The sequence below is a fragment of the Cribrihabitans neustonicus genome (genome assembly GCF_048820895.1).
Lineage (GTDB): Bacteria > Pseudomonadota > Alphaproteobacteria > Rhodobacterales > Rhodobacteraceae > Cribrihabitans_A > Cribrihabitans_A neustonicus.
Genome location: NZ_JBMERQ010000015.1, coordinates 14,873 through 36,457, shown reverse-complemented (window position 1 = coordinate 36,457; position 21,585 = coordinate 14,873). Strand labels below are relative to the sequence as shown.

General features: G+C 68.4%; 23 protein-coding genes. 5 read left to right on the top strand and 18 right to left on the bottom strand.

Annotation, left to right across the window (positions count from 1 at the left end; all coding sequences use genetic code 11):
* Positions 1-49 precede the first annotated feature (49 nt).
* From tilS to ruvC, 14 genes are all read right to left on the bottom strand, one after another.
* Positions 50-1,309: a tRNA lysidine(34) synthetase TilS gene (tilS, locus tag ACOHWE_RS18475; protein WP_420668207.1), complete on the bottom strand. Its 1,260-nt coding sequence runs from the start codon at positions 1,307-1,309 to the stop codon at positions 50-52.
* Entirely contained in the window at positions 1,300-2,199 is a 900-nt protein-coding gene (ybgF, locus tag ACOHWE_RS18470; RefSeq protein ID WP_420668206.1) for a tol-pal system protein YbgF, read from the bottom strand. The genes tilS and ybgF overlap by 10 nt, the downstream gene beginning before the upstream one ends.
* Positions 2,200-2,203: 4 nt before the next feature.
* Complete coding sequence (gene pal, locus ACOHWE_RS18465) at positions 2,204-2,728, bottom strand: peptidoglycan-associated lipoprotein Pal (protein WP_420668205.1); 525 nt, start codon at positions 2,726-2,728, stop codon at positions 2,204-2,206.
* Between the two features lie 89 nt (positions 2,729-2,817).
* On the bottom strand, positions 2,818-4,143 hold the full coding sequence (gene tolB / locus ACOHWE_RS18460; RefSeq protein ID WP_420668204.1) for a Tol-Pal system beta propeller repeat protein TolB: 1,326 nt from the start codon (positions 4,141-4,143) through the stop codon (positions 2,818-2,820).
* Positions 4,140-5,351 (bottom strand): energy transducer TonB, encoded by a 1,212-nt coding sequence (locus tag ACOHWE_RS18455; protein WP_420668203.1) that lies wholly within the window; start codon positions 5,349-5,351, stop codon positions 4,140-4,142. The genes tolB and ACOHWE_RS18455 overlap by 4 nt, the downstream gene beginning before the upstream one ends.
* Before the next feature lie 15 nt (positions 5,352-5,366).
* Positions 5,367-5,858, bottom strand: coding sequence for a protein TolR (gene tolR, locus ACOHWE_RS18450; protein ID WP_420668202.1), 492 nt, complete (start codon positions 5,856-5,858; stop codon positions 5,367-5,369).
* 3 nt (positions 5,859-5,861) lie between these two features.
* Positions 5,862-6,557, bottom strand: coding sequence for a protein TolQ (gene tolQ / locus ACOHWE_RS18445; RefSeq protein ID WP_420668201.1), 696 nt, complete (start codon positions 6,555-6,557; stop codon positions 5,862-5,864).
* 105 nt (positions 6,558-6,662) lie between these two features.
* A complete protein-coding gene (gene ybgC / locus ACOHWE_RS18440; protein ID WP_420668200.1) occupies positions 6,663-7,046 on the bottom strand; it encodes a tol-pal system-associated acyl-CoA thioesterase in 384 nt (127 codons plus the stop codon).
* A gap of 59 nt (positions 7,047-7,105) precedes the next feature.
* Positions 7,106-7,648 (bottom strand): RNA 2',3'-cyclic phosphodiesterase, encoded by a 543-nt coding sequence (gene thpR, locus ACOHWE_RS18435; RefSeq protein WP_420668199.1) that lies wholly within the window; start codon positions 7,646-7,648, stop codon positions 7,106-7,108.
* Entirely contained in the window at positions 7,648-8,367 is a 720-nt protein-coding gene (locus tag ACOHWE_RS18430) for a hypothetical protein (RefSeq protein WP_420668198.1), read from the bottom strand. Before ACOHWE_RS18430 ends, thpR begins: the two co-directional genes overlap by 1 nt.
* 810 nt (positions 8,368-9,177) lie before the next feature.
* Positions 9,178-10,209, bottom strand: a complete 1,032-nt coding sequence (gene ruvB / locus ACOHWE_RS18425; RefSeq protein WP_420668197.1) for a Holliday junction branch migration DNA helicase RuvB — start codon at positions 10,207-10,209, stop codon at positions 9,178-9,180.
* On the bottom strand, positions 10,206-11,090 hold the full coding sequence (locus ACOHWE_RS18420) for a GIY-YIG nuclease family protein (RefSeq protein ID WP_420668196.1): 885 nt from the start codon (positions 11,088-11,090) through the stop codon (positions 10,206-10,208). The genes ruvB and ACOHWE_RS18420 overlap by 4 nt, the downstream gene beginning before the upstream one ends.
* Positions 11,091-11,094: 4 nt before the next feature.
* Positions 11,095-11,784 (bottom strand): Holliday junction branch migration protein RuvA, encoded by a 690-nt coding sequence (ruvA, locus tag ACOHWE_RS18415; protein WP_420668195.1) that lies wholly within the window; start codon positions 11,782-11,784, stop codon positions 11,095-11,097.
* Positions 11,781-12,278: a crossover junction endodeoxyribonuclease RuvC gene (gene ruvC, locus ACOHWE_RS18410; protein ID WP_420668194.1), complete on the bottom strand. Its 498-nt coding sequence runs from the start codon at positions 12,276-12,278 to the stop codon at positions 11,781-11,783. The genes ruvA and ruvC overlap by 4 nt, the downstream gene beginning before the upstream one ends.
* Positions 12,279-12,605: 327 nt before the next feature.
* On the opposite strand from ruvC, the gene ACOHWE_RS18405 reads away from it, so the two are divergent.
* On the top strand, positions 12,606-12,824 hold the full coding sequence (locus ACOHWE_RS18405; protein WP_420668193.1) for a DUF1127 domain-containing protein: 219 nt from the start codon (positions 12,606-12,608) through the stop codon (positions 12,822-12,824).
* 524 nt (positions 12,825-13,348) lie between these two features.
* Here the strand turns inward: ACOHWE_RS18405 and ACOHWE_RS18400 are convergent.
* The 3 genes from ACOHWE_RS18400 to ACOHWE_RS18390 form a co-directional block, all read right to left on the bottom strand.
* Positions 13,349-13,699 (bottom strand): hypothetical protein, encoded by a 351-nt coding sequence (locus tag ACOHWE_RS18400; protein ID WP_420668192.1) that lies wholly within the window; start codon positions 13,697-13,699, stop codon positions 13,349-13,351.
* 104 nt (positions 13,700-13,803) lie between these two features.
* Entirely contained in the window at positions 13,804-14,676 is an 873-nt protein-coding gene (locus tag ACOHWE_RS18395) for a 50S ribosomal protein L11 methyltransferase (protein ID WP_420668191.1), read from the bottom strand.
* A 114-nt stretch (positions 14,677-14,790) separates the two neighbouring features.
* Complete coding sequence (locus ACOHWE_RS18390; protein WP_420668190.1) at positions 14,791-16,026, bottom strand: MFS transporter; 1,236 nt, start codon at positions 16,024-16,026, stop codon at positions 14,791-14,793.
* On the opposite strand from ACOHWE_RS18390, the gene ACOHWE_RS18385 reads away from it, so the two are divergent.
* Positions 16,025-16,207, top strand: a complete 183-nt coding sequence (locus tag ACOHWE_RS18385) for a hypothetical protein (protein WP_420668189.1) — start codon at positions 16,025-16,027, stop codon at positions 16,205-16,207. The two genes, ACOHWE_RS18390 and ACOHWE_RS18385, sit on opposite strands and share 2 nt — an antisense overlap.
* 107 nt (positions 16,208-16,314) lie before the next feature.
* Here the strand turns inward: ACOHWE_RS18385 and ACOHWE_RS18380 are convergent, their stop codons facing one another.
* Positions 16,315-18,510, bottom strand: coding sequence for a primosomal protein N' (locus tag ACOHWE_RS18380; protein ID WP_420668188.1), 2,196 nt, complete (start codon positions 18,508-18,510; stop codon positions 16,315-16,317).
* Between the two features lie 81 nt (positions 18,511-18,591).
* Between ACOHWE_RS18380 and fsa the strand changes: the two genes are divergently transcribed.
* The 3 genes from fsa to ACOHWE_RS18365 all read left to right on the top strand — a co-directional run bounded on the left by fsa (position 18,592) and on the right by ACOHWE_RS18365 (position 21,562).
* Positions 18,592-19,245: a fructose-6-phosphate aldolase gene (gene fsa / locus ACOHWE_RS18375; RefSeq protein ID WP_420668187.1), complete on the top strand. Its 654-nt coding sequence runs from the start codon at positions 18,592-18,594 to the stop codon at positions 19,243-19,245.
* Positions 19,246-19,907: 662 nt separating this feature from the next.
* A complete protein-coding gene (locus ACOHWE_RS18370; RefSeq protein ID WP_420668186.1) occupies positions 19,908-20,630 on the top strand; it encodes a DUF484 family protein in 723 nt (240 codons plus the stop codon).
* Positions 20,627-21,562, top strand: coding sequence for a tyrosine recombinase XerC (locus ACOHWE_RS18365; RefSeq protein WP_420668185.1), 936 nt, complete (start codon positions 20,627-20,629; stop codon positions 21,560-21,562). Before ACOHWE_RS18370 ends, ACOHWE_RS18365 begins: the two co-directional genes overlap by 4 nt.
* Positions 21,563-21,585: the final 23 nt, after the last annotated feature.

Here is a 21,585-nt window from a genome sequence, read left to right as displayed (position 1 = left end):
CGCGGAGGCCGCCTGCGTTACGCCTAAAATAAGGATCATTCGGGCAGGTTCAATGCGATAAAAGGGATGCGAAGAAGTCTTCTTCGCTGCCCGCCGCTGCCGCGGTCCAGCCATCGGCCAGCCCGGCCACCGGGGCCGCCACCAATTCGGCACCGCGCCAGACCGCCGGAGTTGCCTCCAGAACCGGGCCCGGCACGCCGGTGCCGCGCCAGCCGGGGCACAGCTTCAGCCCTTCCGGGCCCAGGGCGCGCAGCTCGCAACCCTTTGCATCGCCTCCATAAACCTGCCAGCGCCCGTCCCAAAGCCCGCCCGGCTGCGCAACCGTGCGGCTGACGGCGTTGTATTCGCGGCACACCCAGACCTGGCGTGCGCCTGCAATCACCCGGCAGCCCGCCAGCGTCGCAGAGCCGCCCTTGCGCGCGGTGGCTGCGGCAGCAAGCATCGGCCCCCGCCGCGGCGGGTAACGGTTGCCCGAGACCCATTGCAGCGAGCGCACCAGCAGCCGGTGGCCGATTTCGTCCGGCAGGGTGCGGAACTTGCGCTGGCTCATCGCCACGGCGCCCGCTTCGATGCAGGCAAGGTCGCGGGCAGCGAGGAAGACGTACCAGTCCAGCGCATCGCGCGCTTTGGCCATGTTCTGCGCCACCGCCGCCAGCGCCTTGACAGTCAGCCCCAGAGTGTCCAGCGCCGCCAGCGCCTGGCGCATCCGAACCCGCTCGAACCTGGGATCCTCGTTCGAGGGGTCGTCGCTCCAGGAGAGGCCGCGCACCTCAAGGTAGCTGCGCAGCTGCGCGCGGCTGATGCCGAGAAGCGGGCGCAGGAGAGTGACCCCGTCCTGGGTGCGCCGTACCGGCATGCCGGAAAGGCCACTGACACCGGCGGCGCGGCTCAGCCGCATCAGCACGGTTTCGGCCTGGTCGTCGGCGGTATGGCCAAGTGTCAGAACAGGGATCGCGTTCTCGCGCGCCCAGGCCGTGAGCAGCCGGTAGCGCGCCTCCCGCGCCTGGTCCTGCAGGTTGCCCGGGCCGGGGCCCTCCTGCCAGTGCAATGTCTGATGGGGAATGCCGAGCGCGGCGGCGGCGGCGGCGGCCGCTTGCGCTTCAGCCGCGGAGCCGGGCCTCAGACCGTGGTCGACGGTGGCGGCATGCAAGCTGACGCCCGCATCCGCGAAACACTCATGCAGAAGGTGCATCAGCGCCATCGAATCGCCGCCGCCGGAGAGCGCGATGCCGAGGCGGGGCGGCAGGGCGGAGCGGAACTGGTCCCGCACCGCTGCGTGGAGGCTGCTATCTCCGCCGCTCAGGTACATCCCAGCTTGGCCATCTCGGCTTCGGCGGGGCCTTGCGGGGCGCTGCCGGGGAAGCGGGCGCCAACCTCGGCGAGCGTGACGCAGGCCTGTTCGGTCTGTCCCAGCCGTCCCAGCGCCGCCCCGAGCTCGAAAAGCGCCTTGGCTGCGTCCGGCCCGCCAGGATTGGCCGAGAAGGCCGCGAGATAGGCCCGCGCCGCTTCCTTGGTGTCGCCCAGCCCATCAAGCGCCTTGCCGCGGTTAAAGTCGGCGGCGGCGGCCAGAGGGCTGCCAGGATAGGCCTGATTGAAGGCGGCGAACTTCTCCGCTGCTTCCTGGTAGCTGCCCGCCTGCAAGAGCTGCTCGGCAGCGTCGAAATCGGCTTTCTCGCCAATCGCCAGCTCGCCGGAGGGCGCAGGCTCGCTGCCGGCATCAGCGCCGAGGCCCAGAGTGCCAGCGGCCTCCGCTGCGGTTTCTGCTCCGGTACCGGCGCCAGCCGCGCCTGCGGCGGGCGGCAGCGCACCGCCGCCCAGCGTGGTGGTTTCCCCCAGTGCGCCGAGGTCGCCGCCTTCCAGCTCCACCAGGCGGAACTCGAGGTCGCCAATCCGGTTGGTGCCGTCGGTTACAATGCGGTCAATGCGGTGGGTGAGCTGCTCGGTCTGCGCGGTGAGCCGCTGCAGCTCGGCCTCGATCGCGGCAACCCGGTCCAGCACCGAATCGCCGGTTACTGCAGCCGAAGGCGCGCCGGTGGTCGACAGCTCCCGCTTCAAACGCTGGATTTCCACATGCAGGACCGTCAGCTCCTGGCGGACGTCGGCCAAGGTCTGCGGATTGGGCTGCTCCTGCGCCGCCAGCGGCAGTGCCAGGGGCACCAGCGTGCAGGAGGCCAGGAGCGCGGCGCGCAGTCTCCGCATCGTCTTACCCCGTCAGCCCGCCGGCCAGCACGGTGACCGCGCGGCGGTTCTTGGCATAGCAGGCTTCTTCCGAGCAGATCTCGATCGGGCGTTCCTTGCCGTAGCTCACCACCTGTATGCGGCTCGCGGCAATGCCCTGCGAAATCAGGAACTCGCGCGCGGAGTTGGCGCGGCGCGCTCCAAGGGCGAGGTTGTACTCACGCGTGCCCTGCTCGTCAGCGTGGCCTTCGATGGTGACCGCGTAATCGGGATTGGCGCTGAGCCAGCGGGCCTGACCCCGCAGGGTTCCTTCGGCAGCGGGAGAGAGCGTGGACTGGTCCACCGCAAACAGTACCCGGTCGCCGACAGTTTCGCGGAAGTAGGCCGGACTTGCCGGGTCCAGCGCCCCGGTGCCGATCCCGGCTCCCGCGCCGCCCCCGGCTCCCGCACCGGCACCGGCACCGTTCAAAGTGTCGTTCCAGGGCGAGTTGCTGCAGGCCGCGAGGCCCAGCATCAGGGCAACCGCCGTTGCTGTCTTCAAACCGCTCATGTTTTCAGCCTATTCCTTTGCGTTTATTGGCCCGACGCTAACATACCCCCGGGCCCGGTGCTATGGCGGATGAGGCCGCCGCCTGCCCTTCAGGGCTGCAGCGGCGACCACGCCGGGTCGGAGGCCCCGTCCGGGGTGCGCACCGGCTTCAGGTTGCGCCCGGTGATGTCCACCGAATAGAGCATTGCACGGCCGCTGCTACCCTGGCTTTCGCGGGTGAACATGATCACCCGGCCGTTGGGCGCCCAGGTCGGGCCCTCGTCAAGAAAGGAGGCGGTGAGCAGGCGTTCCTCGCTGCCGTCGGTGCGCATCACGCCGATGTGGAAGCGGCCCTGATTCTGCTTGGTGAAGGCGATCATGTCGCCGCGCGGCGACCAGACCGGGGTACCGTAGCGGCCCTTGCCAAAGCTGATCCGCTGCGCCTCGCCGCCGCTTGCGGGCATCACGTAAAGCTGCTGATTGCCGGAGCGGTCGCTTTCAAAGACGATCTGGCTGCCATCGGGCGAGAAAGAGGGCGCAGTCTCGATTGAGGGCGCGGAGGTCAGCCGGGTGCGCTGGCCGGTGGAGAGATCCATTGTGAAGAGGTCGGTATTGCCGCCCTGGGTCTGCGAATAGACCACGGTGCGCCCGTCCGGTGCAAAGCGCGGGGCAAAGCTCATCGTCCCCTCGCCGCTGGACAGCACCCGGCGCTGCACGCTGCCCACGTCGAGCACGTGGATCTGCGGGAAGCCGCTTTCGTAGCTTGTGTAGAGCACCCGGTCACCCTGGGGCGAGAAGCGCGGCGCCAGCACGATGGAGGCGCTGTTGGTCAGGTACTGCACATTAGCGCCATCGTAATCCATGATCGCCAAGCGTTTGCGGCGGTCGTTCTTGGGGCCGGTTTCCGAGACATAGACCACGCGGCTGTCGAAATAGCCGCCCTCGCCGGTGATCCGGCTGTAGATCGCATCGGCCACTTTGTGCGCCATGCGGCGCCAGCCCTCGGTGGTGCCGGTGAACTGCAGCCCGGTGCCGAGCTCCTTCTCGGAAAAGACGTCATAGCCGCGGAAGCGCACGGTGAGCTGGCTGCCGTTCACGCTGACTGCGCCGGTGATCAGCGCCTGCGCGTTCACCGCCTTCCAATCGGCGTATTTTACCGGCGCATCAAAGGAGGTGACCTCGGAAATATGCGCGCTCTTGGGCACCTCGCGGAACAGGCCGGTGCCGCTGAGGTCGGAGGCGACCACGCGGGCGATATCGGCGGCGTATTGCGCGGCGGCGGGGGTTTCCGGCAGGAAGTCCGGCACCGCATAGGGCAAGGGTTCGATCACGCCCTGATCGATCTCGATGCGAAGCGGGCCGTCCTGCGCGAGAGCGGGGCCGGTGGCGGCAAGGGCCGAAGCGCCGATCAGGAGAGCGGAGAGAAAGTGCCTCATTTGATTCGCATCCTTTCGGGGTTGAATGTCATTTCGATGTCGCGCCATTGCGCGTATTTCTCGGGCGGCAGGCTGAAGCCCTGGGCGCCGCAGCGGATGATGGCCCGGCGCGCTGCCTCATAGGCCTGTTTCGCCGCCGCAGCGGAGCCGCCGCTGCTCGACAGCATCCGGATCGAGCCAACGTCCGGCGTGCCGTTCTGCGCCAGCGAGACGGTAACGACCACGGTAGTCTTCAGCGCGTCGGTCGAAAGCGAGCCGACGTTCCAGCAGCGCGAGACCTCGACCCTCAAAGCGTCCTTCTCTCCGTGGGTGAGCGGCGGGCCGGAGGGTTCCGGCGCGGTCACATCCGCCTCCTGCCCGCCCGCCAGCGCCTCGGCCAGCGCGTCCTCGACGGCGGCGGATTCGACCTGCTCGGGCGCTGCGGGTTTTTTCTCCGGCTCGGGCTTGGCGGCCGGTTTGGGCGCGGGTTCCGGCTCAGGCACGGGCTTATCCTCCGCCTGCGGTACGGCGGCGGCAGCGGCTTCCGGCTCGGGCTCCACCTCCCGGGGGCGGGAGGGGCGCGTGCGCGGACGCTTGGAGACCTCGGGGGCGGCAAGCGCGACCTCGGCCTCACCCTCGTTCTCTTCGGTCACGATGCGGTCGGCGGCGGCCTCGGGTGCGGCGGCCTCCTGCACCTCGCGCTCGGTCTCGGCGCCCTCCTCCGGGGCGACTTCCTCGCGCACAGCATCCGCCACTTCGGTGTCGGGTTCCGGCGGTGCCACCGGCTGCGGCGCGACCCGGTCGACCGGGCGCTGCTGCGCCTCGGGTGCTACATCCGGTACCAGAGCGGTGGATTCGGGCGCGTCCGGCACCGCGGGCGGCGTTTGCGGCACCTGCGGTTCGGGGCGCTGCTGCGGACGGGCGGAGACCTGCGGATCGGGCTCGGAAGGGGCGACAGGCTTCGGCGTCACAGTCTCGGGGCTGGTGTCGGCCTGCGCCGCGGGCGCGGGCGCCTGCCCGCTGCTATCCGGTTCCGCGAGGGCTGCTGGCGCGTCGGTGATCTGCGGCGCCTGGCGCTGCTGGCTCAGCCGCTCGAACTCCTGCGCGGAGATCAGCGCCACTTCCTGCACCTTGAACGGCAGCGGCTCGGAGGGGAACCAGGCGCCGAACACGGCCCAGCCCACCAGCACCGCGTGGCCGGCTACAGAGATCTTGGTTCCGGTCTGCAACCGCCCGGCCCCCGCCTACTGCCCCAGGGCGGCGGCAGGTGTACCGTCTAGCGCCGGGCCGCCGGTGTCCGTCACCAGACCCACGTTGGAGAAACCGCCGGCATTGAGCGCGCCCATCACCTGCATCACGTCGGCATAGGCGATATTGCCATCGGCGCGCAGGTAGACGCGGTTCGACTCGCGCTCGGCCGCAATGGCGCGCAGCCGGGTCACCAGCTCCTCGCGGGCAACCGGCGTGGTCTGGATCTCGACCCCGCCGCCCGCGGTCATGGTCACGGTGAGCGGCTCCTCGTCATCGCCCGGCAGCGCGCCCGCGGCGGTCTTCGGCAGCTCCACCGGCACGCCCACGGTCATCAGCGGCGCCGCCACCATGAAGATGATCAGAAGCACCAGCATGACGTCCACGAAAGGCGTCACGTTGATCTCCGACATCGCCCGCACGCGGCTGCGGCGGCGGCCCCGGCGGCGGTTGCCGCCTGCTGCGGGTTGCTGGACGGAGGCGCCCATCGCTCAGGAATCCAGCTGGCGGCTGAGGATGGTGGCAAACTCGTCGGCGAAGGCCTCGTAGCCGCCGATGATGCGGTCGCTGTCCGCGCTCAGCTTGTTGTAGAAAATCACCGCGGGGATCGCCGCCAGCAGGCCCAGGCCGGTGGCCAAGAGCGCCTCGGCGATGCCCGGCGCCACCACGGCGAGGTTGGTGTTCTGCTGCTCGGCGATCTCGATGAAGGCGGTCATGATGCCCCAGACGGTGCCGAAGAGGCCCACGAAGGGCGCGGTTGAGCCGACGGTTGCCAGCACCGAGAGGCCGCTTTGCAGCCCTTCGCTTTCCTTGGCAATCGCCACGTCCATCGAGCGGTCGATGCGCGCCTGCGCGCCGGGGATCAGCCCGCCGTCGCTGCGGTGGCTGCGCCGCCACTCGGTCATGCCCGCGGCAAAGACCCGCGCCGCGTGGCCGCCGGGCTGGGGCCCGAGCTTCTCGTAAAGCCCGTCCAGCGGCTCGCCGGACCAGAAGGCGCGGTCGAAACTGTCGGCCTCGCGGCGCGCTTTGCGGTAGTTGATGATCTTCTGGAGGATGATGGCCCAGGACCAGATAGAGGCCCCGATCAGCATCAGCATCACCAGTTTCACGGTAATGGTGGCCCGCGCGAAAAGCCCCCACATGGAGAAATCAATCTCCTGTGCCAGCGCCAGAGTTTCTGCTTCCATTCGCCTGCTCTATCATTTCCCGGCCGGTTGTCCGGCGTTATTTGGCCAGAGGCTAGCGCGTTTCAACGGGCAAGGCCAACAAAACAGGCGGAGCGGCGCCGAATGTCACCGCAATGCGCGAATCTCTGCCGGCAGGCGGGCGGGCCGGCCCTCCAGCGTCATGCAGACGATGGTGACCTTGGCGCGGAACAGGGGCTGGCCCGCGCGGCGCACCTCCTGGTCCAGCAGCATCCGCGCGGGCGTGACCTGAGCAATTTGCGTGGCGACGGTGAGCTCCTCGTCGAACCGGGCGGGGGCGAGGTAGTCGGCCTCGATCCGATGCACCACGTAGACCAGCCCGGCCTCGCGCATCGCGTTCTGATCGGCGCCGATGCCGCGCACCCAGTCGCTGCGGGCGCGCTCGATGAAGCGCAGGTAGTTGGCGTGGTAGACGATGCCGCCCATGTCGGTGTCCTCGTAGTAGACCCGGATGGGGAATTCGTGGCTCATCTGCTTCCTCCCTGCCTGCATGCCGGGCACCCGATGGGGCGCGGGCGCCTGCCCTCCCCTTAGCCGCTCAGCTCATACTCCGCCAGCACATCATGGCGCGCGCCTTCGGGGGAAAGCGTGGAGCGGAACAGGGCAAAGCTCTCGACCCGGCAGTCATGGCGGAAGCCCGCGCCGCGTTCGAGAAAGCGGCCGATCTTCTCCACCTGCCCCGCCTCCAGGTGGCCCGGGAAGCGGGCGAGCGTCACATGCGGGCGGAAGCGGGCGCGGTCGGGCAGGATCTCCGCCGCGCGGCAGGCCGAGAGGACCCGGGCGCGCAGCGCGGTCAGCTCCGGCGTCGGCGCGGCCTTGGCGAGCAGAACGCGCGGGTGGCGGCCGCCGAAGGTGTCGAGCCCCTGGAAGCTGAGGTCGACCGGCGCGGCGCGGATCTCCGAAAGTTCCTGGTGCAGCGCTTCCAGCACAGCCTCGGGCTGGTCGTCCAGGAAGGCCAGCGTCAGGTGCAGGTTCTCCGCAGGCATCAGCCTCCCCACGGTCAGCCCCTCCTGCGCGCGCTCCAGCGCGTCGAGGGCCGCATCCGGCAGCTTGAGGGCGGCAAAGGCGCGCATCAGCCTTGCGGGGGCGGCGCCTGCAGGCGGGCAAACAGGCGCAGGGCGTGGGACTTGTCATTGGCCGCCACCGGCATCATCCGGTCATAGGCGGCGGCGATCACGCCCGCGATCTCGGGCCGCAGGATGGTGGCGCCGCTCTCGGGCAGCACGGCGAGCGGAGAGGTCTCGGCAAAGGCGCGGTCGCCCCACATCAGTAACACCTGCACCGCCTGGGTGAGCGCCAGCGTCTCTGCCGGCACCTCGGCCATTGCGCCCTTCATCCGCAGGAACACGAAGGCGGCCTGGATCGCGCCGTCATCATCGAAGCGGAAGGCGCGGTACTGGCTCGCATCCGCCGCCGTGAGCTTTGCCACCAGCGGCTCGAGCCCTGGGATCATCCGGCCGAGGTCCGGCACCTCGAGCAGCTCGTCCCACTCGCGGAAGAAGAAGAACATCAGGTTTGCGCCCAGCTGCGGGTCGGTCTCGGCCATCTGGTGGCCCGCCAGCGTGGCCACCGCCTCCAGCGCGCCCTTGACGATGGTGAGGGTGGCGTCCTCGACCCCGAAGACGATCGGCGCGATGGGGCGGCCCCAGCGGGCAAAGGCATAAGAGCCGTCGGCGCGTGTGAACAGCGCCTCGATCTGTTCCGGGCTGAGCGCGGGGGACGCGGGGTCTGGCGCGGCTTGGGCCCCAGGGATGGCGGCGGCGGCGGAAGGGTCCGGTTTGCGGGCGGTCATGCGGGGTCTCCTTGCTGCTGCCCCTCCTATGCCGCCTGAGGGCCGCGGCGGCAAGGGGGCGGCAGGAGCGCGGGCGCGGCGCAAAGGCAGAGGAAGCGCTCCCGCGCCCGCGGGTGCCTAGCTGCGCCAGCACCTCTGGCGGCCTTGGGCCGCGCGCCGCTTGCGCGGCGCGGGCGGTGGCGGCGGCGGATGCTCTGCAGTTGCGGGCCGGACAGCCCGTACAGGACCGGAATCGCAGTTGCCCTGCCCCGCCACGCGTAGACCGGCGTGACGCTCGAAACCGCCGAGATACGCCGCAGACGGCTTCCGGCGGCCGCACGGCCGCCGCGCCGCGCGCGCGGCGCGGCCCAACCGGCGCTTGGCATCTGCGATACCGCCGCGGCGGGCGGGAGCAGCATCACCCGGCTTTAGGTGGTCAGCAGATCTGCCACGGAGCCGTGGTTGCGATCCATTGTGTGGTTGCGATCCATTGTCAGGACTGCTGCGCCCAAGAAGACAAGCCGCGCATCGGCGGCGCGCGCGGAGGCGATCCGAAGGGTGGTAACTGGGAGTTTATGTTCGCAAAGTCCGTAGACCCTCTAGAGGGAGCGCCAACCGGCAGCCAAATCGCCGCCGCGTGGGCGCGCGCCGGCGATGCGCGGCGGCCTTCGGCCTTGTCCCGCGCGGGCGCGATCAGAAGGCGGCGGCTTTTGTGGGAACAGCGGCTTTCCGACAGTCCCATTGACCGTTCACTTGAGGAACTCAGCGCTAAGTAAGGGCGCACGTTCTACGGTATTTGCAGGTCTACCACCCGCCGCCTGCCGCCCCGCGTCAGCCAAACAAGTCCGTCTGGCTGCGCGGCACCGGCAGACCCAGGTGCGTCCAGGCCTTCTGTGCCAGCATCCGGCCCCGCGGCGTGCGCTGGATCAGACCCTGCTGCAGGAGATATGGCTCGATCACCTCCTCCAGCGCATCGCGGCTCTCGCTGAGTGCGGCCGAAATCGTCTCGATCCCCACCGGGCCGCCGCCGTAATTCTCGGCAATCAATTTCAGGTAGCGCCGGTCAGCGCCGTCGAGTCCCAGCTGGTCCACCCCCAGCCGTGTCAGCGCGCCGTCAGCCAGGGCGCGGGTGATCCTGCCGTCGCCCTCGACCACCGCGAAGTCCACCACGCGACGCAGGAGCCGCCCGGCGATCCTGGGGGTACCGCGTGCGCGCCGCGCGATCTCGCGGGCGCCGTCATTCTCGGCTGGGGCGCCGAGCTTGCGGGCATTGCGGCTGACGATCTCGAACAGCTCGTCCTCGGTGTAGAACTGCAGCCGGGTCGGAATACCGAAACGGTCCCTGAGCGGCGTTGTCAGGAGGCCCATGCGGGTGGTCGCACCGACCAGTGTGAAGGGCTGCAGCTCGATCCGAACGGTGCGCGCGGCCGGGCCCTCGCCGATCACCAGGTCGAGCTCGAAATCCTCCATCGCCGGGTAGAGCACCTCCTCCACCGCCGGGTTCAGCCGGTGGATCTCGTCGATGAACAGCACGTCGCGGGCTTCGAGGTTGGTGAGGATCGCGGCGAGATCGCCCGCTTTCGCCAGCACCGGGCCGGAGGTCATGCGGAAGTTCACCCCCAGCTCGCGCGCGACGATCTGCGCCAGCGTCGTCTTGCCGAGACCGGGAGGGCCGTGGAACAGCGTGTGGTCCATCGCCTCGCCGCGGCGGCGGGCGCTTTCGATGAAGACGCTAAGGTTGGCGCGGGCCTCCGCTTGGCCAATAAACTCCGACAGCCCCTGCGGGCGCAGGGCGCGGTCATTCTCCGCAGCGCTGTCTTCCGGCAATGGCTCGGGGCGCAGGGCGGGGTCGGCGTCGATCATGTGTTCAAACCTCGCTCGATCGTGTCCAGCCGGTGCATCCAGTTCCGCTCAATGGTTACGATTTCATCAAGCGGCATGTCAGGCGACACCCGTTCCAGAATGGAGAAACGGAATTGCCTGGGATCCCGCAGTGCCAATTCACGCGTCACGCCAGCCTCTCTTGCAGCGTGCTCCCGCCACCGGCCAAGCAAGTTCTTTCGGCCGTAGGCGGAGCCGACGTAGCGTGCTCCGTCGGTCTGATCGACGATGAGATAGATCCCGCGCCACTCAGACAGTTTCCGGGCCCAATCCTCTGGCAAATCCCGCACCTCGCTGCCTGTCAGAATCATATTGCGCCACCCTGGGCAAGGTGGAGCAAACAGGGGCGCCGGGCTGATGGCGGCAATAGGTGCATTGAGGTTTTCCGCGAGCCTTACATACCGCCGTCCTGGAACGGGGCGGATCTGCATGCGCCCCCTGAGGTCACGAAGCTGGTCAGCCAATTCGAATTCGAAGAGAAGCTGATTACCGCCCCGTGCAATATTGACGTCGGGCGCGATATCGCTGGCCCCGTAGTCACTGGCCAGCCGCTGAAACCTTGGGTCCTGGTAGATCTCCGCAACAGGCAGTCGCCGGGAGGATGCTTTGCGGTAGAAGCCCACAAATAACATGTTCCCTCCCTCAAGCGCGACGAAACTGGCCACCCAGCCCCGGCTGGACAGGGTGGCCTCGGCTTGCGGCGAATGCACGCTTTGATAAGCGGCGAACAGATCCGGCTTGCGATCCGCCAGCCACGGCAGCTTGCGCCTGAGCGGCTGAAGCGTCGTATTGTGCAGCAGGACCGCTGTATTTTCCAATTGCATGTCTGCCGCACTCAGTACGTCGCAGAAGGTCAGCGCCATCCCCTCATCCCTTCGGTGCCAGCAGGCGCAGCGCGGCGCGGATCAGTTCCGGCTCGTCTGCATCCGGATAAGTGGCCGCTGCCTCCGCCACCGCAGCAGCTGCATCCGAGGGGCCGTAGCCGAGGTTGCCAAGCGCTGACAGCGCCCCGGCAGAGGCCGCGGCCGCACCGGAGGGCTGTTTCGGCGGCGTCTTGCGGGCGGGCTTGGCGGCGGGCGCGGGTTCGGCGTCCTCGATCAGCTCGAGCCCCGGCCCTTCCATCGCGTCAGCAACAGTGCCGCCCATCGCCATCACGCCGGGCGCCTTGTCCTTGAGGTCAAGCACGATGCGCTGCGCGGTCTTGGCGCCGACCCCCTTAGCCGCCTTCACCGCGGCCCAGTCGCCGAGCGCAATCGCCCGGCTGACCCCGTCCGGCCCTAGCGCGCCGAGGATGGCGAGCGAGACCTTGGCGCCGACGCCTTGCACTGACGTCAGCAGCCGGTGCCATTCCTTCTCCACCAGCGAGGTGAAGCCATAGAGCTGCATCAGGTCCTCGCGCACCACCATTTCGGTGTAAAGCGCCACCGCCTCGCCCACGCCCGGCAGCGCGGCCATGGTGCGGTCGGAGCAATAGACGATATAGCCGACGCCGCGCACGTCAATCATCACGTGGTCCGCCGTGCGGTAGTCGATCCGTCCGGTCAGCTTGCCGATCATGCGCGCGCCTCCTTAAGCTGCCTTTGCTGCGTGCCGCCGTAATAGGCGTGGCAGATCGCGATGGCCAGCGCGTCCGCGGCATCGGCATTCTGCGGCAGACAGCCGGGCAGCTGCAGCTTCACCATATGCATCACCTGCTGCTTTTCGGCGTGGCCGACGCCCACCACCGTCTTCTTCACTCGGTTGGGGGCGTATTCGCCCACCGGCAGCCCGGCCTTGGCCAGCGTCAAGAGCGCCACGCCGCGGGCCTGGCCCAGCTTCAGCGTGCCGGCGCCGTCCTTGTTGACGAAGGTCTGCTCGATCGCGGCCTGATCGGGGGCGAAGGCCTCGATGATCTCGCTCACCTGGTTGTGCAGCGACAAAAGCCGTTCGCCCAGATCGTCGCCATCCGAGGTGCAGACCCCGTTGGCGACATGGCGCAGCCGGGTGCCCTGCGATTCGATCACCCCCCATCCGAGGTTCCGCAACCCCGGGTCAATGCCCAGTATCCGCATGATGTGCCCGGCCCCTGCCCGTGTTCGGGAATTATTTTTTCCACGGATAGCACAAAAGGCGAACATGTCCAATTGCTTTTCCCCGGCGCCGATGCCAGCAAAACCCGGCCGGAACGGTCTGAAACCGACGCTTGGCCAGGGCGGAAACGACATTTTCCGCGCCTTTCGTCCGGGGAGCTGAACGCCCTTATTTACAAGGGTTCGAGCTATGCATTTTTCGCATGGGACACATGCAAATTCATCCCTTGCCCGCCGAAATACGCCCAACTAAATGCCGGCCATCGCGGCGCACGAAAGCGCCCCCACATCAGCCGAGAGGACCAGGACATGGCCGCATTTGACACCACCCGCCCCACCTATGGGTCCACCGGCCTTCTGGGCCGCGCAGGCGCCCTGATCGAGTCCGCCTACACGGGTTTCATCGCTTGGAACGACGCCCGCGCGACCCGCAAGGCGCTGTCCGGGCTGAGCGACCGCGAGCTGTCCGACATCGGCCTCTCGCGCGCCGATATCGAAGCCGTGGCCGAGGGCCGTCCGGTATTCTGAGAGTTCCGTCTCTGCCCCGCCTCCTCCCTCGGGGCGAGCATGAGAGCGCCGCGGGCCAGGTATGGTCCGCGACGTTTCCCGTTGGCAGGGACGCAGGCCATGCGGGCGGGCATGTGATCCGTCCAGCCCCCTGAAACCAGGCCACACCTCGCCTGCCGCGCGCGAAGGCGGCAGGGCAGAGCTGGACTGCCCATCCCCGGCAAAACCCGTATATTCCTTCAGGAGGGCACCCATCCTCAGCAAATCGCTGCCGCGATGGGGGAGTTCCCGATGCGCGGCGGCTTCTCGGCCCAGTTCCGCGCTAAGAACGTTTGTGGGAGGGCTGTGCACCTGCACATGAAAAAGGCCGCGGTCCCGAAGGTCCGCGGCCCTGCCGTTCCTGATCCCTGCTGCGGTCTGCTGTCCCCATGGCCTCCCGGAGCTCCGCCCGAAGCTCCGCCGGACTCTCCCCCCGGATATCCGGCCGTCAGGCTAATTTTCCAGGACGTTGCAGCAAGTCTTCCAGGTCCTCCAGAGGATTGCTGTCAGCGCAGGACCGGCATTATTTTTCCTGCGAGATAGTCGGAGAGCGGGTCGCGCCGCATCACAACGGCGCCTGCCTGCTCCAGCAGGTTGCCTTTGGTCAGGCCAGCGACGCGCTCGGCATAGGTGGCCTGCCCCAGCACAGCCATCAGCAAGCCCTTGAACAGCACAACGCCCCCAGCGGCGAACACCAGCAGGCGCAGGACGCCAGGGCCCCTGCGCCGCGGCGGCTCGGGTTTCACCACGATCAGCCCGTCAGCACGCATCTGCGTGCTGCAGCCCTGGGCCATCGCGGCATGTTTACGGTTGAGTTGCGCCAAACGCGCCTGAAACTGATGACGGTCTTCGCCCATTCCGAGCCTCCAAACTGGCCCCCACCAGCGGGTCTCTTCATGCTCGGCCCGGAATGGGGCGCTTTCGAGGCAAATAGTGAAAATTCGACTAAAACCCAGCTATTTCACTCGGCCCGGCGGAGCAAAAGGGTGGTCCATTCGCCAATCTCTTCCCGGCGGTCCAAATTGATGCCGTTTTGTGCATAAACGGCGATCACATTATCCGCCTGCTCGTTCAATATACCCGAAAGAATCGCATAGCCGCCGGGCCGCAGATGCGCTGCCACCTCGGGCGCCAGTGCCACCAGCGGGCCTTTAAGGATGTTCGCGAAGATCAGATCGAAAGGTGCCTCGCCCTGCAGCCGCGGATGATCGAAGCCCGCAGCCTCGAGGCATGTGACCTCTCCCTCCATGCCGTTGGCCTTGAGGTTGGCCTCGGCCACTTCGACCGCGACCTGGTCGATGTCGCTGGCCAGGAAAGTGCCGTTCCAGACCCGCGCTGCCGCCATCGCCAGCACCGCGGTGCCGCAACCGATGTCGGCCACCTTGGCGGCGCTGAAGCCGCGGTCCAGCAGGTGGTCGAGCGCCTTGAGGCAGCCGAGCGTGGTGCCGTGGTGGCCGGTGCCGAAGGCCATTGCCGCTTCGATCAGCAGCGGGATCCGGCCGTCCGGCAGCTTGTCGGCATCGTGGCTGCCGTAGACGAAGAAGCGCCCGGCCTCCACCGGCGCCAGTTCGCGGCGCACATGGGCGACCCAATCGGTCTCCGGCAGTTCAGAGACGGCAAAGGGCTTGGCATCATGCATTGCCGCCAGAAGCGCGAGGCCCGCCTCGTCCGGGCTTTCGGTGAAATAGGCGCCGACCTCCCACAGGCCCGAGCCGTCCTCCATCTCGAAGACGCCGATGCCGGTGGGCTCGGGGGTGAGGCGCTCCATCGCCTCGCCCAGCGCTTCGGCTTGGGCTTTGCCGGTCAGGGTGGTGAGGGCGGTGAATGTGGGCATGGCGGCTCTCCGGTCAATGTCGCCCTGCGCCTAGGCCGCGGCGGGCGGCAGGTCAAGGGTGCGCACGCGCCGGCGCCCGGCTGCACGGCCGGGTACAAGCGGGCGTAAGCGCGCCTATTCGGCGGGAGCTGGGGCCGCGAACTTCGAGAAGATGGTTTCATTCCCCGGTTCCGGGTGGCGCGGGATGAGCAGCGCCAAGGTCAGTGAAATCAGCGCCATCCCCGCCGCCAGCGCAAACACCGCGCCCGGCGAGACCACCCAGAGAAGCCCCAGCAGCACCGGCAGGAACACCGCCGCGATGTGGTTGATGGTGAAGGCCACAGCGGCCGTCGGAGCAATGTCGCCGGGGGCGGCGATTTTCTGGAAATAGGTTTTGAGCGCCAGCGCCAGCGCAAACAGCACGTGGTCCACCACATAGAGCACGGCAGCCAGCACCACGCCCCAGCCGAACCAGTAGATGCCGCCATAGGCCGCAAAGACGATGGCGAGCCCGGCGTATTCGAACACCAGGGTCCGGCGCTCGCCGAAGCGGGCGACAAAGCGGCCGAGCATCGGCGCGGCCAGCATGTTGATCACCAGATTGATCAGGAACAGCGCCGTCACCTCATGCACGTCGAAGCCGAATTTCTCCACCATCATGAAGCCCGCGAAGACCACAAAGATCTGCCGCCGGGCGCCCGCCATGAACTGCAGCGCATAGTAAAGCCAGTAGCGGCGGCGCAGGATCAGCTTTTTAACCTGGGGATGCGGCGCCTCGAACTGCGGGTAGGCGAAGAGGCAGTAGGCCGCGATCAGCGTGGTGACCCCGCCCGCCGTCATGAAGACCGCGTTGAAGGAGAGATCGAGCGGCTCCCACAACAGCACGATCAGCCCGTAGACCACCAGCGTCGCGGCCGATCCGGCTGCGACCAGCCAGCCGAGGGTCTGCGGCGCGCGTTCCTTGGGCAGCCATTGCAGCTGCAGCGACTGGTTCACCGTCTCGTAGTAGTGAAACCCGATCGAGCTGAGCATGGTGATGGTGAGGATGCCGCCGAGGCTCGGGTACCAGGCCGTGACCGCCGTCGCCGCGCCGAGAAGCATCAGAGAGACCATGCCCAGCACCTGCTCGCGCATGATCATGATCACCGCGATCACGCCGACGGCGAGGAAGCCGGGGATTTCCCGAACCGTGTGCAGAAGGCCGATGTCGGCACCGTCGAACTGCGCCGCCTCGATCACGAAGTTGTTGAGCAGCGCGGTCCAGGCGTTGAAGGCAATCGGCATGCACAGCGCCATCACGAACAGAAGCGTGACCGGGCGGCGCCACAGCGGCAGGTGGCGGGCCTCGTCGAGAGGGAGCGGTTTAAACATGCCGCTGGTCTACGCCGGTTCTTCTGCCATGGCGAGAGGGATTTGCGGCCTGCACACTCAGGTCTGCATCTGCGCAGAGCGGCGGAGGGCGCACCATCTGCTGCTGGCACCGTCGGCCGCAGGCGTTGGATTTGAGTATTTTTGGAAAGATGAATGGGGCATGGCGCGCTGGCCGTTTTGAGGGCGGTGCCTGCCGCGGTCCCTGGAATTGAGTATTTTTCGCAAAGAAGTCGGGGGAAGGGGCCCGTGATTTTTTCCGGCGGCCTGCCCGAAGGCACGGGCTGCCGCTCAGAGGAAGCTTTGCGGGTCGATGTCGATGCTGAGGCGCAGGTCGCCCTTGAGCCGCAGGGGCGCGGTCCAGCGGGCCAGCGCTTCCTGCAGCGCCGCCCCCTTGGCGGCCTTCACCAGCAGGCGCACCCGGTGGCGTCCGCGCACACGGGCGATGGGCGCCGGCGCTGGCCCGTAAAGCTGTGCGCCGATCTGGCGCAGCGGACCGTCGTTGCGCGCCATTGCGTTGCCGAGGTCGAAGACCTGCGCAAGGTCCGGCCCCGAGAGTATGATCCCCGCCATCCGTCCGTAGGGCGGCACGCCTGCGGCCTGCCGCTCGGCCGCCTCGGCACGCCAGAAATTCTCCTCGTCGCCAGACAGGATCGCGCGGATTACCGGGTGTTCGGGCTGGAAGGTCTGCAGCAGAGCTTCGCCCGCCCTCTCCGCGCGGCCTGCCCGGCCCGCGACCTGGCGCATCAGCTGGAAGGTGCGCTCTGCCGCGCGCAGGTCCGATCCTTGCAGGCCGAGGTCGGCGTCGATCACCCCCACCAGCGTGAGCAAAGGGAAGTTGTGGCCCTTGGCCACCAGCTGGGTGCCGAGGATGATGTCGGCCTCGCCTGCTGCGATCTCCTCGATCCGCTGTTTCAGGGCGCGGGCGGAGCCGAAGAGGTCCGAGCTCAGCACCGCGATGCGGGCCTCGGGGAAGAGCGCCGCGGCTTCCTCCGCCAGCCGCTCGATGCCGGGGCCGACCGGGGCCATCTTGCCCTCCACCTCGCAGGAGGGGCAGACCTCGGGCACCGGCTTGGTCTCGCCGCACTGGTGGCACATCAGGCGCTTCTGGAAGCGGTGCTCCACCATGCGGGCGTCGCAATGGTCGCAGGCCACCTGCGCCCCGCAAGCGCGGCACAGGGTGAGCGGGGCAAAGCCGCGGCGGTTCAGGAACAGGAGCGACTGCTCGCCGCGCTCCAGCCGGGTCTTCATCGCAGCCTTCAGCGTGGGCGAGATCCAGGTGGAGGGCAGCAGATCCTCGCTGCGCATGTCGATCGCGCGCATTTCCGGCAGCACCGAGGCGCCGAAACGGGAGGTGAGGTCGAGGCGGCTGTACTTGCCCGCCTCGGCGTTGACCCAGGTTTCCAAGGACGGTGTCGCGGAGGCCAGCACCACCTGGGCCGAGCACATGGCGGCGCGCAGGACCGCCATGTCGCGGGCATTGTAAAGCACGCCGTCCTCCTGCTTGTAGGAGGTATCGTGTTCTTCATCCACGATGATCAGCCCGAGATCGCGGAACGGCAGGAACAGCGCCGAGCGCGCGCCGATCACCAGCTGCGCGGCGCCCTGCCCGACCATTTTCCAGACCCGGCGGCGCTCGGTCATGGTGGCGCCGGAGTGCCACTCGGCGGGGGTCGCGCCAAAGCGGGCCTCGACCCGTTTCAGGAACTCCGCGGTCAGGGCGATTTCCGGCAGCAGCACCAGCGCCTGGCGCCCGGCGCGCAGGGCTGCGGCGACGGCTTCGAGGTAGACCTCGGTCTTGCCGGAGCCAGTGACGCCTTTCAGGAGCGTGGTGCCATAGCGCCCGGACTGCACCGCCTCGGCCAGCGTGGCGGCGGCGGCAGCCTGATCCTCGGTCAGGGTCTTGCCCGGCAGGTCCGGGTCGAGCCGCGGATAGGGCAGATCGCGCGGGGCTTCCTCCTCGCGCAGCACGCCCTGTTTCACCAGCCCCTTCACCACCGAAGGCGTGACGCCCGACATGTCCGCCAGTTCCTTGGGCGTGAAGGCGAGGCTGCCGAACTCGTCCAGCACGTCGAGCACCCGGGCGCGGGCGTCGGTCATCCGCTCGGGCTCGCCGTCGCCGCGGCGCAGGATCTTGCGCATCGAGAGCGGATCGGAGAGCCCCGGCGCGCGGGTCGCAAGCCTGAGCATCGCGGGCATCGGGGTCAGGGTGTAGTCGGCCGCCTTGCCGAGGAACTGGCGCATCTCGCCGCGCATCGGGGCCACGTCCAGCACCCGGTTCACGCTGCGCAGCTTGGCCGAATCGAAATTCCCGGCGCCCGGCCCCCAGACCACGCCCAGCACCTTGCGCGGGCCCAGCGGCACCTCGACGTAGGCGCCGACAAAGCAGCCGCCAGCGGGCGCGCGGTAATCCAGAAGCCGGTCCAGCGGCTGGGTAGTCAAAACCCCGACCCGTTCGCCTTCCTGAAAGAACTCCTGCCCGCTCACGCTGCCCGCCTTGTTGCCGCCCGCACGCGCATGAGGTAAAGGCAGAAGCGACCGAGGCCAACCCATCCGAAGGACTGCCCCATGAAATTCTTTGTAGATACCGCCGATATCGGCGCCATTGCCGAGCTGAACGATCTGGGCATGGTGGACGGCGTGACCACCAACCCGTCGCTGATCAAGAAATCCGGCCGCGACATCATCGAGGTCACCAAGGAGATCTGCGATATGGTCGACGGGCCGGTGTCGGCGGAAGTGACCGCAACCGATGCCGAAACCATGATCGCCGAAGGCCGCAAGCTGGTGGAGATCGCCGAGAACATCGCCGTGAAGGTGCCGCTGACCTGGGACGGTCTGAAGGCCTGCAAGACGCTGAGCGACGACGGCCACATGGTGAATGTGACGCTGTGCTTCTCCGCCAACCAGGCGCTGCTGGCGGCGAAGGCGGGCGCGACCTTCATCTCCCCCTTCATCGGGCGGCTCGATGACATCCACCTCGACGGCATGGAGCTGATCGAGGACATCCGCACCATCTATGACAACTACGGTTTCGAAACCCAAATCCTCGCAGCCTCGATCCGCTCGGTGAACCACGTGGCCGATTCGGCCCGCATTGGCGCCGACGTGATCACCGCCCCGCCCGCGGTGATCAAGGCAATGGTGAACCACCCGCTGACCGATAAGGGCCTGGATGCCTTCCTGAGCGACATCAAGGCGGCGGGCATCAAGATCCTCTGAGGCTCGCGCCGAAGCAGACGACACGGAAGGCGCCCCTTTTTGGGCGCCTTTTCTTTTTTGGCCTGACGGTCTGGAGCGGGCCAGGATCCCAGCCGTGCATCGGCGGCGCGCGCGGCGGCGATCCGGACGGAAATGGCTGGCAATTTATTCAGGCCAAGTCCGTACGCCCTGCCGAGGGACCACCCAGAGGCAGCCCAATCGCCGCCGCGTGGGGGCGCGCCGGCGATGCGCGGCGGCCTTGCGGCCTTGTTCCGCACTGGGAGCACCAGAATAGTCCCGCACCGCTTTCCACGGCCCGCCTGCACACTGGCTCCGCCCTGCCGCTCCTGCCCCGCCCGGCGAGGCCCCCCTCCGCGCAGGTCCGCCCCCCGGCTGCGCCGGACAGCGGAGCCGCCTTGGGCCGCGCAGCGCGCCTGCGTGCGGGCCTCACCGGATCGCTGGCACATTGACGCTTCCCTTCCGGCCCGCGCCGCGCCGGGCGCCAGCCCGGCGCCCGGCCCAACGGGAGCGGGGCCGTGCCCCGGCGACGGGCGGGAGCTCCCCCGCCGGCCCATAGTCCCGCCGCAACGGCATCGCGGCAAATGCCTTTGCCTGCCCATTTTTCGGCGGCGCGCTTCGAATCTCATGTTATACACGGGGCCAAACCCGCAAGAGGTTCACGCATGAGCAGTTCTGCAACACTCGAAGACCAGCTGCGCGCGGCGATTCTGGCCCGGCCCGACGCGGTGCTGGAAGACGAAAGCATCATGAACGCCCTGGTCGCCGCCAACGAGCGCGCGATGGGCGAAAATATCGTCGATCTGCGCGGCATCGCGATGGAACGGATGGCGGCGCGGCTGGACCGGCTGGAGGACACCCACCGCTCGGTGGTGGCCGCGGCCTATGACAACCTCGCAGGCACCAGCCTGATCCACCGCGCGGTGCTGCGGCTGATCGAGCCGCAGGATTTTGCAGGCTTCCTCGACTGCCTCGCCCGCGACCTTCCCGAAATCCTGCGCCTCAGGGCGATGGTGCTGGTGCTGGAAACCGCGGAACCCGGCAGCGCCGCCGCGGTGGAGCGCAAGGCGGGGGTGCTGAAGATGACCGGGCCGGGGTTCTGCGCCGCCCATACCAGGCAGCCGGCCGATGGCCCCGGCAGGGCCGGGGACCGGCCGGTCACGCTGCGCAGCCTCGCCGCCGGCGGCAGCCTGCGCCTTTACGGCGACGCGGCAGAGCAGATACGCTCCGAAGCCTGCCTGACCCTGAATCTGGGGGAGGGCCGCCTGCCCGGCATGCTGGTGCTGGGTTCGGAGGATCCGGGCCAGTTCTCGGCCCAGCAGGGCACTGACCTCCTCGCCTTCCTTGCCGGTGTCTTCGAACGTACAATGCGCGGCTGGCTGTCGTGAGCGCTGCCGGGCCGGTGCTGATCTCACCTGCCTGCCGCGCGGCGCTGCAAGAGTGGCTGGAGCGGCTTTCCGGGCTCGAGGGGGCCTCGCCGCACACCATTGCGGCCTACCGCGGCGATGTCGCCGATTTCCTCGCCTTCATGACGCTGCACTCGGGCGAGCCGCAGGGGCTGCGCGCACTGGCCCGCATTGCCACAGCCGACATGCGCGCCTGGATGGCGGCCACCCGGGCGGGCGGCGCTGGTGCGCGGTCGCTGGCGCGCAAGCTGTCCGCGGTGAAGAGCTTCTACCGCTGGCTGGCCGCGCGCGAAGGCTTCGATCCGGCCGCAGTGCTGATGACGCGGGCGCCGAAGTTCCAAAAGAAGCTGCCCCGCCCGCTCGACCCCGAGGCCGCCCGCGCGGTGCTGGAAACGGTGCCGCAGCAGGCCCGCGAAGACTGGACCGCGGCCCGCGATGCCGCGGTGGTCACGCTGCTTTACGGCTGCGGGCTGAGGATTTCCGAGGCATTGGGGCTCAAGGGCGGCGACGCGCCGCTGCCCGCCTCGCTGCGCATCCTCGGCAAGGGGCGCAAGGAGCGGCTGGTGCCGGTGCTGCCGGTGGCGCGCACCGCGGTGGACTGCTACCTGGCGCTCTGCCCCTTCCCGAAAGAGGCAGACGGCCCGCTGTTCCGGGGCCTGCGCGGCGGCGCGCTGAACCCGCGGCAGATCCAGGGCGCCATGGCCCATGCCCGCGCCCAACTGGGCCTGCCCGCGTCGGCCACGCCGCATGCGCTGAGGCACAGCTTCGCCACCCACCTTCTGGAGGCGGGCGGCGACTTGCGCGCGATCCAGGAACTCCTGGGCCATGCCTCGCTGTCAACCACCCAGGCCTACACCGCAGTGGGCACCACCCATCTGATGGAAGTCTACAACCGCGCCCATCCGAAGGCTTGAATCTGCCCGGGCAGTCCGCGGCG

Bases quoted from the DNA above. Each gene is read 5' to 3' on its own strand.
- tilS (WP_420668207.1), bottom strand. From the start codon at position 1,309: ATGTACCTGAGCGGCGGAGATAGCAGCCTCCACGCAGCGGTGCGGGAC.
- ybgF (WP_420668206.1), bottom strand. From the start codon at position 2,199: ATGCGGAGACTGCGCGCCGCGCTCCTGGCCTCCTGCACGCTGGTGCCC.
- pal (WP_420668205.1), bottom strand. From the start codon at position 2,728: ATGAGCGGTTTGAAGACAGCAACGGCGGTTGCCCTGATGCTGGGCCTC.
- tolB (WP_420668204.1), bottom strand. From the start codon at position 4,143: ATGAGGCACTTTCTCTCCGCTCTCCTGATCGGCGCTTCGGCCCTTGCC.
- tolR (WP_420668202.1), bottom strand. From the start codon at position 5,858: ATGGGCGCCTCCGTCCAGCAACCCGCAGCAGGCGGCAACCGCCGCCGG.
- tolQ (WP_420668201.1), bottom strand. From the start codon at position 6,557: ATGGAAGCAGAAACTCTGGCGCTGGCACAGGAGATTGATTTCTCCATG.
- ybgC (WP_420668200.1), bottom strand. From the start codon at position 7,046: ATGAGCCACGAATTCCCCATCCGGGTCTACTACGAGGACACCGACATG.
- thpR (WP_420668199.1), bottom strand. From the start codon at position 7,648: ATGCGCGCCTTTGCCGCCCTCAAGCTGCCGGATGCGGCCCTCGACGCG.
- ACOHWE_RS18430 (WP_420668198.1), bottom strand. From the start codon at position 8,367: ATGACCGCCCGCAAACCGGACCCTTCCGCCGCCGCCGCCATCCCTGGG.
- ruvB (WP_420668197.1), bottom strand. From the start codon at position 10,209: ATGATCGACGCCGACCCCGCCCTGCGCCCCGAGCCATTGCCGGAAGAC.
- ACOHWE_RS18420 (WP_420668196.1), bottom strand. From the start codon at position 11,090: ATGGCGCTGACCTTCTGCGACGTACTGAGTGCGGCAGACATGCAATTG.
- ruvA (WP_420668195.1), bottom strand. From the start codon at position 11,784: ATGATCGGCAAGCTGACCGGACGGATCGACTACCGCACGGCGGACCAC.
- ruvC (WP_420668194.1), bottom strand. From the start codon at position 12,278: ATGCGGATACTGGGCATTGACCCGGGGTTGCGGAACCTCGGATGGGGG.
- ACOHWE_RS18405 (WP_420668193.1), top strand. From the start codon at position 12,606: ATGGCCGCATTTGACACCACCCGCCCCACCTATGGGTCCACCGGCCTT.
- ACOHWE_RS18400 (WP_420668192.1), bottom strand. From the start codon at position 13,699: ATGGGCGAAGACCGTCATCAGTTTCAGGCGCGTTTGGCGCAACTCAAC.
- ACOHWE_RS18395 (WP_420668191.1), bottom strand. From the start codon at position 14,676: ATGCCCACATTCACCGCCCTCACCACCCTGACCGGCAAAGCCCAAGCC.
- ACOHWE_RS18385 (WP_420668189.1), top strand. From the start codon at position 16,025: ATGCCGCTGGTCTACGCCGGTTCTTCTGCCATGGCGAGAGGGATTTGC.
- ACOHWE_RS18390 (WP_420668190.1), bottom strand. From the start codon at position 16,026: ATGTTTAAACCGCTCCCTCTCGACGAGGCCCGCCACCTGCCGCTGTGG.
- fsa (WP_420668187.1), top strand. From the start codon at position 18,592: ATGAAATTCTTTGTAGATACCGCCGATATCGGCGCCATTGCCGAGCTG.
- ACOHWE_RS18370 (WP_420668186.1), top strand. From the start codon at position 19,908: ATGAGCAGTTCTGCAACACTCGAAGACCAGCTGCGCGCGGCGATTCTG.